At 66.7% G+C, this 8,400-nt stretch carries 9 protein-coding genes; 3 read left to right on the top strand and 6 right to left on the bottom strand.

The window, feature by feature from the left end:
- The coding region (locus Q0R23_RS04725; RefSeq protein ID WP_293910889.1) for an alkaline phosphatase family protein at positions 1 to 411 on the bottom strand (411 nt) is incomplete at its 3' end.
- Between the two features lie 157 nt (positions 412 to 568).
- Positions 569 to 853 (bottom strand): hypothetical protein, encoded by a 285-nt coding sequence (locus Q0R23_RS04720; protein ID WP_293910887.1) that lies wholly within the window; start codon positions 851 to 853, stop codon positions 569 to 571.
- Positions 854 to 1,055: 202 nt separating this feature from the next.
- On the opposite strand from Q0R23_RS04720, the gene Q0R23_RS04715 reads away from it, so the two are divergent.
- Positions 1,056 to 2,924 carry an ATP-binding protein gene (locus tag Q0R23_RS04715; RefSeq protein ID WP_293910885.1) on the top strand — a complete coding sequence of 623 codons (1,869 nt, stop codon included), beginning with the start codon at positions 1,056 to 1,058 and terminating at the stop codon, positions 2,922 to 2,924.
- Between the two features lie 175 nt (positions 2,925 to 3,099).
- Here the strand turns inward: Q0R23_RS04715 and Q0R23_RS04710 are convergent, their stop codons facing one another.
- From Q0R23_RS04710 to Q0R23_RS04695, 4 genes are all read right to left on the bottom strand, one after another.
- Positions 3,100 to 3,975: a carbohydrate ABC transporter permease gene (locus tag Q0R23_RS04710; RefSeq protein WP_366520384.1), complete on the bottom strand. Its 876-nt coding sequence runs from the start codon at positions 3,973 to 3,975 to the stop codon at positions 3,100 to 3,102.
- An 11-nt stretch (positions 3,976 to 3,986) separates the two neighbouring features.
- Entirely contained in the window at positions 3,987 to 4,961 is a 975-nt protein-coding gene (locus Q0R23_RS04705; RefSeq protein ID WP_293910883.1) for a sugar ABC transporter permease, read from the bottom strand.
- A gap of 181 nt (positions 4,962 to 5,142) precedes the next feature.
- The gene (locus Q0R23_RS04700; RefSeq protein WP_293910881.1) at positions 5,143 to 6,495 is read right to left on the bottom strand and encodes an ABC transporter substrate-binding protein; all 1,353 of its coding nucleotides are present in this window, start codon (positions 6,493 to 6,495) and stop codon (positions 5,143 to 5,145) included.
- Positions 6,496 to 6,883: 388 nt separating this feature from the next.
- On the bottom strand, positions 6,884 to 7,228 hold the full coding sequence (locus Q0R23_RS04695) for a hypothetical protein (RefSeq protein WP_293910879.1): 345 nt from the start codon (positions 7,226 to 7,228) through the stop codon (positions 6,884 to 6,886).
- Between Q0R23_RS04695 and Q0R23_RS04690 the strand changes: the two genes are divergently transcribed.
- Together Q0R23_RS04690 and Q0R23_RS04685 are read left to right on the top strand one after the other, a co-directional pair.
- The gene (locus Q0R23_RS04690; protein ID WP_293910877.1) at positions 7,170 to 7,904 is read left to right on the top strand and encodes a CoA transferase subunit A; all 735 of its coding nucleotides are present in this window, start codon (positions 7,170 to 7,172) and stop codon (positions 7,902 to 7,904) included. The genes Q0R23_RS04695 and Q0R23_RS04690 overlap by 59 nt on opposite strands.
- A partial coding sequence (locus Q0R23_RS04685; RefSeq protein WP_293910875.1) for a 3-oxoacid CoA-transferase subunit B occupies positions 7,888 to 8,400 on the top strand: 513 nt, incomplete at its 3' end. The genes Q0R23_RS04690 and Q0R23_RS04685, both read left to right, overlap by 17 nt.

Raw genomic sequence — 8,400 nt, 5'->3', positions numbered from 1 at the left:
CTCGGGGTTCTTGTCGATGCTCTCGTCAAAAACCAGTTCGGTGCCCGCCACCTTGCAGTCGCTGCCGGGCGCGGCGAGCAGGCGGTCATAGCTGTCGTCGTAGTAGACGCCGGTACTTTTGGGGGTGCCGCCGGTTATCAGTGCCAGCAGGCCGGGAAACGAGTCCGAGGGCAGCGCCGAGCGGGCGCCCGTGTAGGTCAGGCCCTGGGCCGCCAGGCTGGCCAGCGCCGAATCGGGGTGGGCCGCCACGTACAGCGCCAGGTCCAACGCGTGCATGCCGTCCACACTGATGAGCAGGACGTGCTTAACCGGATTGGCTTGGGCCTGCGCTATCTGAGTCTGGGCCGCCTGGGCCACCGAGAGTCCGGCGCTGAGCGCCACGCTGAAGAGCAGCAATCTGAGGTTGTTCACGTCGGCTACGCTAGGCCCGCCGTGTCAGCCGCCCGTCTGCCAACCGTCAGCCAAGGGTAGAGAGCAGGCTCGTTCGGCCTGCCCGACGCCGGGACACGAGCCTTCTCATGGCAACCGGCTTTCCAGATACTGCCGCAGCGGTTCGGGGACCGTGCGCTCACGCGGGCGGGGCGGGGCGCAGGTCCTCGGCCACCTCGCCGCCGCGCAGAAGCAGCACCCGGTCGGCCAGCTTCAGCGCCTCGTGCAGATCGTGCGTGACCAGCAGCGGGTCGCTCCGGTGTCGTCCAGCAGGCTTTCGACGGGTGTGCATGCTGGCGCGGGTCAGGGCGTCCAGCGCACCGAAGGGTTCGTCGAGCAGCAGCAGGGCCGGGCGGCCAGTTCCGCCCCTTCGGGCGCCCTGTCCCCGGAGGCCCGCTGGACCCAGGGCAGACCTCAGTCTCACCCTCCTCAGTATCACCTTCCTCAGCGTCTCCCACGATCCGACCCGCGAGCTGTACCGGGCCATCGGCGCCGCCTTCGCCAGACAGTGGCAGGCCAACTCTGGAGATGCCCTCGCCCTCGACACGTCGCACGGCGGCAGCGGTTCGCAGGTGCGCAGCGTGGGCGATACGGTCAGGCCCCGACCAGGGCGTTATGCTGACGGCATGCCCGATGCGCCCAAGCTGTTTACCGACCAGGCGCCTGCCTCCGGTGCTCAGCTCCCAGACCCTCCAGCCGCTGCCACTGTGGCTGCCGCTGCCCCGTCGCTGGCCGAGCACCTTCAACGGGTCACCGAGGCGCTGGCCGCCACCGATCAGCAGTCCGGCGTTCTGAGCGTGGTGCTGACTCCGGCCCTTCAGGCGCTGGGCGCCCTGGCCGGAGCGGTGCTGCTGGTCGGCGAGGAGAGCGCAGACCTGTTGGTGGCTAGGGTGCAGGGCTACCCGGAAGGCGTGAAGATCCTGTGGCAAAACGGTCTGCTCAGCGATCAGGGGCCTGCCACCGATGTGCTGCGCAGCCACCAGGACCTCTTTTTCGAGCATGCCGGTGAGCTGAGCGCCGCCTATCCGCAACTCGAAGAGCGGCTGGGCGCCGTGACCGCCGTGGCGAGCGCCATCCTGCCGATGTTTCTGGACGGACGCGCCCTGGGCACCATCGTGCTGGATTTCCGCGAGCCGCACCGGTTCACGCCCAGGGAACGGCAGTTCCTGCGCACGCTGGCCGCGCAGTGCGCCATCGCGCTGGGCCGCGCCGCGACCATCCAGACGCTGGAACTGCGCGTCGAGGCCCGCACCCGCCAGATGCTGGCCGACGCCACGACCCAGGAAGCGCTCAACGAGGCGCTGCGGCGCGAACGCATCTTTTTGCGGGCGGTGCTGGCCAATCTCTCGGAAGGCGTGGTGGCCTGCGACGAGCACGGGAAACTGACCCTGTTCAACGACGCCACCCGGATTTTTCACGGTCTGGACCCCGCGCAGCTAGCCCCCGAAGCCGTGCCCCCCGAAACCTGGGCCGAGCGCTACGATCTGTTCGAGGGCGACGGCCACACGCCGCTGAGCGCCAATCGGGTGCCGCTGTACCGGGCCTGGAGCGGCGAACTGCTGCGGGACGCCGAAATGGTCATCCGGCCCGTGGGCGGCAGTTTGCGGCAACTTCTGGCCAGCGGCCAGCCGATGTTCGCCCAGGACGGGCAGCCGCTGGGCGCGGTGGTGACCATGCGCGACGTGACGGCCCGCAAAGCCGCCGAGGAGCGGCGCCAGGCCGCCGAGGTCCAGCTCGGCCTCAGCCTGGAGCAGCTCGTGCAGACCAACGCCGAGCTGCGGGGCGCCAACGAGGAACTCGAAGCCTTCGCCTACAGCGCCTCACACGACCTGCGCACCCCGGTCCGGCACATCCAGAGTTTCGCCGAGCTGGCCCGCCGATCACTGACCGGCCCGAACGACAGCCCCAACATGGACAGCGACCCCGGCACGAACCCTGCGGCGCTGCGCTATCTGGGCTTCGTCGAGCAGGCCGCCGTGCGGATGTCGACGCTGATCGACGCTATGTTGCTGCTGGCACGCAGCAGTCGCCAGGGACTGAGCCCGGAACCGGTCAAACTGGACGCGCTGCTCGAAGCCGCCCGCCGGGACGCCGAGGCCGACCTGGCGGGCCACACCGTGCGGTGGCGCTTCGGGGCGCTGCCGGAAGTCAGCGGCGACCGGGTGCTGCTGGGGCAGGTGCTCAGCAATCTGCTGGCCAACGCCGTCAAGTTTTCGCGCACCAGACCGGACGCCTGCGTCGAGGTCTGGGCCGAGGCAGCGGCGGCGAGCTGGACCATCTCGGTGCGCGACAACGGCGTGGGGTTTGACGAGACCTACAAGCACCGGCTGTTCGGGGTCTTCCAGCGGCTGCATACCGAGCAGGAATTCGAGGGCACCGGCGTGGGGCTGGCCACCGTGCGGCGCATCATCTTACGCCACGGCGGCAGCGTCTCGGCCTCCAGCGTAGCGGGGCAGGGCGCCACCTTCAGCTTCACGCTGCCCCGCACGCGCTGAGCGCACTGCAAGCAAATGACCTTCTCCCATACCAGCTTCTCAGATCAGGTGCTTCGTACCCGTCCCGGTAGTCCCCAAAACCGCCGTCCCAGACCCTGCTTCCTTGATCTGAACAACTCGTGTACGCGGCTCAGCCCGCTATCCGCCTGGGCAGTTACGCCTCACCCGACCACACCTACTTGTCCTGCCCCAGCGCGAAGCCCTTGGAAAACTGCTCCTGAAGCAGCGTGAACACGGCCACGGGCGGCAAGATGGCCAGAATCGCCCCGGCCATCACCGCGCCCCAGTTGCTCTGGCCTTCGACGTCGATCAGCTTGCTCAGGCCCACCTGAATCACCTGCTTGCTGTCGGTCTGCATAATCACCAGCGGCCACAGGTACTGATCCCAGGCCGAGACGAACTGAATGACCGCCAGCGCCCCGATGGTGTTCCAGCTCATGGGAATCAGAATGCGGCCCAGAAAGGTCAGCGGCCCGGCGCCGTCGATGCGTGCGGCGTCGGATAAGCTGGCCGGGATGTTCATGAAGTGCTGGCGAAACAGCAGCACGCCCGTCGCCGAGGCGATAAACGGCACGATGATGGCGGCGTAACTGTTGCCCCAGTGCAGGCTGCCCGACACCACGTCGAACAGTGAGACGATCAGCAGCTCGGTGGGCAGCATCAGCGTGAACAACACCAGGGCGAACAGCAGGCCCTTGAGCGGAAACCTGAAATAGACGAAAGCCAGTGCGGCCAGCAGCGACAGCACCGTTTTGCCGACGGTGACGCAGACCGCCACCACGGCGCTGTTGACCATGTAGTGGCCCAGCCCGGCGCCCTCCCAGGCGGCGCGGATATTGGCGAGCACGTTCAGGCCCGGCAGCAGGCTCGGCCCGGTCACCTGGGCGCTGGACTGGGTGGCTTTGATCAGTGCGAAAATCAGCGGCGAGGCCACGATCAGCACCGCCAGGCTCAGGATGACGTGCGTGAGCAGCGTGCCCCGGCCCCGGCGCCCGCTTCGGGAAGGAGAACGGTGAGCGCGGCCTGGTCTCTCAAGCGCCACTGCACTCACCCATAATGAATCTACGCTCCATAGTGAACCTTCCTGTTGCCGTAACGAAACTGCATCAGCACGATGGCGACGACCAACAGCAGCAGCAACGCGGCCTGGGCGGCGGCGGCGCCGGTCTTGAAGTTGCGAAAGCCGTCCTGGTAGAGCTGGTACATCAGGAAGGTGGTGATGCCCGCCCTGCCGTAGACCGGCCCGCCCCGCGTCAGGATGTCGACCAGCCCGAAGCTGTCGAACAGCGCCGAGACGATGTTGGTGAACAGCAAAAAAAAGGTCATCGGTGAGAGCAGCGGAAACACCACCCACCAGAAGCCCTGCCAGGGCGTAGCGCCGTCGATCTCAGCCGCCTCGGTGATCTCGGCGGGCACGTTCTGGATGGCCGCCAGGTAAAAGACGATGTTGTAGCCCAGCCCCTTCCAGACGGCGGCGAGCACCACCAGGCCGAAGGCCAGCAGCGGGTTGTCGAGCCAGCGGGGTTGCAGGCCGAACAGATGGCCCAGCACGGCGTTGACCGGCCCAACTTCGGGGTTGAACAAAAACAGCCACAGTGTCCCGGCGATGGCCGGGCTCAGGGCGTAGGGGTAAATCAGCATCAGGCGGTAGAACTTGGCCCCGGCAATCGGTTTGCTGGCCAGCCAGGCCAGGCCCAGGGCGCACAGCAAGCCCAGCGTGACCACCAGCGTCACGAACACCAGGGTTTGCAGGGCGACTTGCTGGTACACCGGGCTGGAGAGCAGCTCGGCGAAATTGGCCGGGCCGACGAACTGCTCGTTGCCGATAATCAGGTTGGAGCGAAAGACGCTCAGGCGCAGAGTGCGCATGGCCGGGTAATACGAGAAGATCGCCAGCACGAGCAAGCTGGGAAAAAGCAGCAACCAGGGCAGCGCCCGGCCCCGAAAGACGGCGTGGGTCTGCGGCGCAGCGGGTTTCTCCGGCTGGGACGCCCGCCGTGCAGTGGTGCGGCTGGGTTGAACGAGACTCAGATACATCACCTCCTGGGCAGCAGCGTCAGGCTAGGGGCTGGCCGCGAACATAATTGGTGGATGAAGCGCAGAGGCGGGCGCCCCGGTCTTGGCCGTTTCCCTATCTGGGCCTCAAGAAACCGGGCGCCGAAAGGCCCCCGCTGTGGAGGGCACGGTTCGGCGGCTGGTGTCTGTTGCTTATTTGCGCTTATTTGAAGTTCTTGTTGTAGTCCGTGATGGCCGCGTTGGCCTGGTCCTGGGTCGCCGCCGCCACGCTGACCACGCTCTGGCCGCTGAGCACCTTCTGAAGCCCCTGCTCGATGATGGTGCGCGTCTCGATGGTCGCGCCGCTGAGCGATCCCGCGTTGGCCACGTTGGGCGAGGTGCTCAGGAGCTGGTTGAAGGCCACGACCTGGAGGGGGCTGCTGGCAAACCAGCCCTGGTTGCGCAGCAGATTGACGCTGCTCTGGCGCACCGGGTAGTAGCCGGTCACCTTGTGCCAGTCGGCCATGTTCTTGGTGTTGGTCATGAACAGTGCGAAATCCAGCGCCGCCTCGCTGACGCCCTTGCTGACGCCCTTGGTGACCCACAAGCTGGCGCCGCCGATCTGCACGCCGTTGCGGGTGCTGCCGTCGGCAATCGGGAGCACGCCGACACCCAGCGTAAAGCCGCTCTGCTTGGCGCCGTCGAGGATGTTGCCCAGCCCGGCGGTGCTGTTGATGGTCATCAGCGCCTTCTGCGCGGTGAAAATCGCGTTGGTGCCCACCGTATCGGCCAGTTTGCCGGTGTTGGTCAGGTAGCCCTTGTCGTTCAGGTCCTTGTAGAACTGAAAGACCTTGCGGCCCGCCGCCGAGTCGATGTTGGTGGCGGTGGCGCGGCTCGCCCGTCCGTTGCCGTTGTTGAGCAGCGCTACGTTCTGCTCGCTGAGCCACTGCTCGAACAGCCAGCTAAAGGGGGTCAGCGCCACGCATTTGACATCGATCTTGGCGGCGCTCAGCTTGGCGCAGACGTTCAGAATGGCCGCAAAAGTGCTCGGCGGGTTCTGGGGATTGAGTCCGGCTTTGGTCATCAGGTCTTTGTTGAAGTACAGCACCGGGCTCGACGCATTGAAGGGAATGCTGTTGACCTTGCCGCCGACGGTGTAGTACTGAATCACCGGCTTGAGGTAATCGCTGAAATCGACGGGCTTGATGCTGCCGACCGGCTGAAACACCCCGCTATCCAGGGCGAGCTGGGTACTGGTGCCGTCGACCTGGACCAGCGCGGGCGGCTGACCCTGCCGGGCGCCCAGGATGGTCGACTGGAAGGTGGTGTTCGAGTCGCCCTTGAAGCTGGGCACGACTTTCACGTTCGGATGGGCCTTGTTGTACTCGTCGGCACGGGCCTGAATCCAGCCGCTGCGCTTGGCGTCGCCGAAGGTGTGCCAGAAATCGACAGTTGTTGTCTGGGCAGTGGTGCTCTGGGCGGCGGCCTGTGAGGCCACAGACAGCAAGACTAGAGGCAGCGAGACCAGAGACAGCGAGGCCAGGGCCAGCAGCGGTAAGGTCGTCAGTTTATTCATGTTCAGCTCCCAGAACAGCGGTGCGGTTGGTGCGGGGGTGTGTTGCGGCGGGCCGAACTGGCGGCGGCGGTAGCTGGCGGGGGAGGTAGCTGGCGGGGGAGGTAGCTGGCGGCAGGCGTTGGTCACCCTGACGTGCTGGCCCTGCAAGGTAGCCTGGCCGGACCTGGCGAAAAGCAGGTTTTTGGACAGTCACGGACGCGGAAAAATGCTCCCCAGCCCTGATTGACCCAGGTTCAGACGGCGCGGGTGCCGCTGCTCTCACGCTTCCCGGTGCGCCTGCTTATTCGCGGCGGGCGCGGCGCAGTGGGGCAGGTGCGTCCTGATTGTGACCGAGCGCAATTCAGCGAACTTGGTCTTCACCGAGCTGGGTCTTCACCGAGCTGGGTCTTCACCGGACTGGTTTGTCGGTCAGCACGCCTACCAGCAGCAGATCGGCGATCTGTTCACCGAGTTCGCGGGGCCGCAGGGCGCCCTGGGGGTTGTACCAGCGGTAGGTCCAGTTGACGGCGCCGAGCAGGCTGTTGGCCGTGATCTTGGCCGAGGCCGTGCGGCGCAAGTAGCCCTGGGCCATGCCGTTTTCGATCAGGGTCAGCACGACCTGTTCGCAGGCGCGGCGCCCGGTGCTGATGCAGCGCCGCCCAGAGGCGAGTACCCTGGGACTCGGAGGCCACCGTATGAACAAACCCCTGTGTTCGGCCAGCGAGGCGCTCTCAGACCTGCTGTTCGACGGCATGACGCTGGCGGTGGGCGGCTTCGGGCTGTGCGGCATTCCCGAAGCGCTGATCGCGGCCCTGCGGGATTCCGGCGTGAGGGACCTGACGGTGGTGAGCAACAACGCCGGGGTGGACGGCTGGGGCCTGGGGCAACTGATCGAGTCGCGCCAGATTCGCAAGATGATTTCGAGCTACGTCGGTGAGAACAGCGAGTTCGGGCGCCAGTACCTCAGCGGCGAGCTGGAGGTCGAGTTCGCGCCGCAGGGCAGCCTGGCCGAGCGGATGCGGGCGGGCGGCGCGGGCATCGCCGGGTTCTACACGCGGGTCGGCGTCGGCACGCTGGTCGCCGAGGGCAAGGAGCACAAGGACTTCGGCGGCGTCACCTACCTGCTGGAGAGCGCCATCCGCGCCGACGTGAGCCTGGTCCACGCCTGGAGATCCGACCGGGCGGGCAATCTGGTGTACCGCAAGACCGCCCGCAACTTCAATCCGCTGGTCGCCACCTGCGCCCCGGTGACGGTGGCCGAGGTCGAGGAGCTGGTCGAAACCGGCAGCCTCGACCCCGATCAGGTGCATACGCCGGGCATCTACGTGCAGCGGCTGGTGCATCACCCGAACCCCGAAAAGCGTATCGAGCAGCGCACGCTCAGCCCTGGGCCGCGCCCGCAAGGAGAAGGTCATGCCCTGGAGTCGTGAACAGCTCGCCCGCCGCGCCGCCCTGGAGCCGCGAGGCGGCGATTACGTCAACCTCGGCATCGGATTGCCGACGCTGGTGGCGAACTTTATTCCGTTTGGCACCGAGGTCGCGCTGCACAGTGAGAACGGCCTGCTGGGCATCGGCCCCTTTCCCACCGAGGCCGAGGTGGACCCCGACCTGATCAACGCCGGTAAGCAGACGGTCACGGCCCAACCCGGCGCCTCGTTTTTTTCGAGCGCCGAGAGCTTCGCCATGATCCGGGGTGGGCACGTCGATCTCGCCATCCTGGGCGGCATGCAGGTCTCGGAGGGCGGCGACCTCGCCAACTGGATGATTCCCGGTGCGCGGATCAAGGGCATGGGCGGCGCCATGGACCTGGTGGCCGGGGCCTTGCGGGTCGTCGTGCTGATGGAACACACCTCGAAATCCGGCGAGGCCAAGCTGGTGCGGCGCTGCACCCTGCCGCTGACCGGGCTGGGCGTGGTCCACCGCGTC

It is taken from the genome of Deinococcus sp. (assembly GCF_025362455.1).
Taxonomy (GTDB): Bacteria; Deinococcota; Deinococci; order Deinococcales; family Deinococcaceae; genus Deinococcus.
Note: the sequence above shows the minus strand (reverse complement) of the source record. Positions and strands in the feature narration are given on the sequence as shown.

Excerpts from the sequence above, each read along its gene's own strand:
- Q0R23_RS04700 (WP_293910881.1), bottom strand. The coding sequence starts at position 6,495 with ATGAATAAACTGACGACCTTACCGCTGCTGGCCCTGGCCTCGCTGTCT.
- Q0R23_RS04695 (WP_293910879.1), bottom strand. The coding sequence starts at position 7,228 with ATGCCGTCGAACAGCAGGTCTGAGAGCGCCTCGCTGGCCGAACACAGG.
- Q0R23_RS04715 (WP_293910885.1), top strand. The coding sequence starts at position 1,056 with ATGCCCGATGCGCCCAAGCTGTTTACCGACCAGGCGCCTGCCTCCGGT.
- Q0R23_RS04705 (WP_293910883.1), bottom strand. The coding sequence starts at position 4,961 with ATGTATCTGAGTCTCGTTCAACCCAGCCGCACCACTGCACGGCGGGCG.
- Q0R23_RS04690 (WP_293910877.1), top strand. The coding sequence starts at position 7,170 with ATGAACAAACCCCTGTGTTCGGCCAGCGAGGCGCTCTCAGACCTGCTG.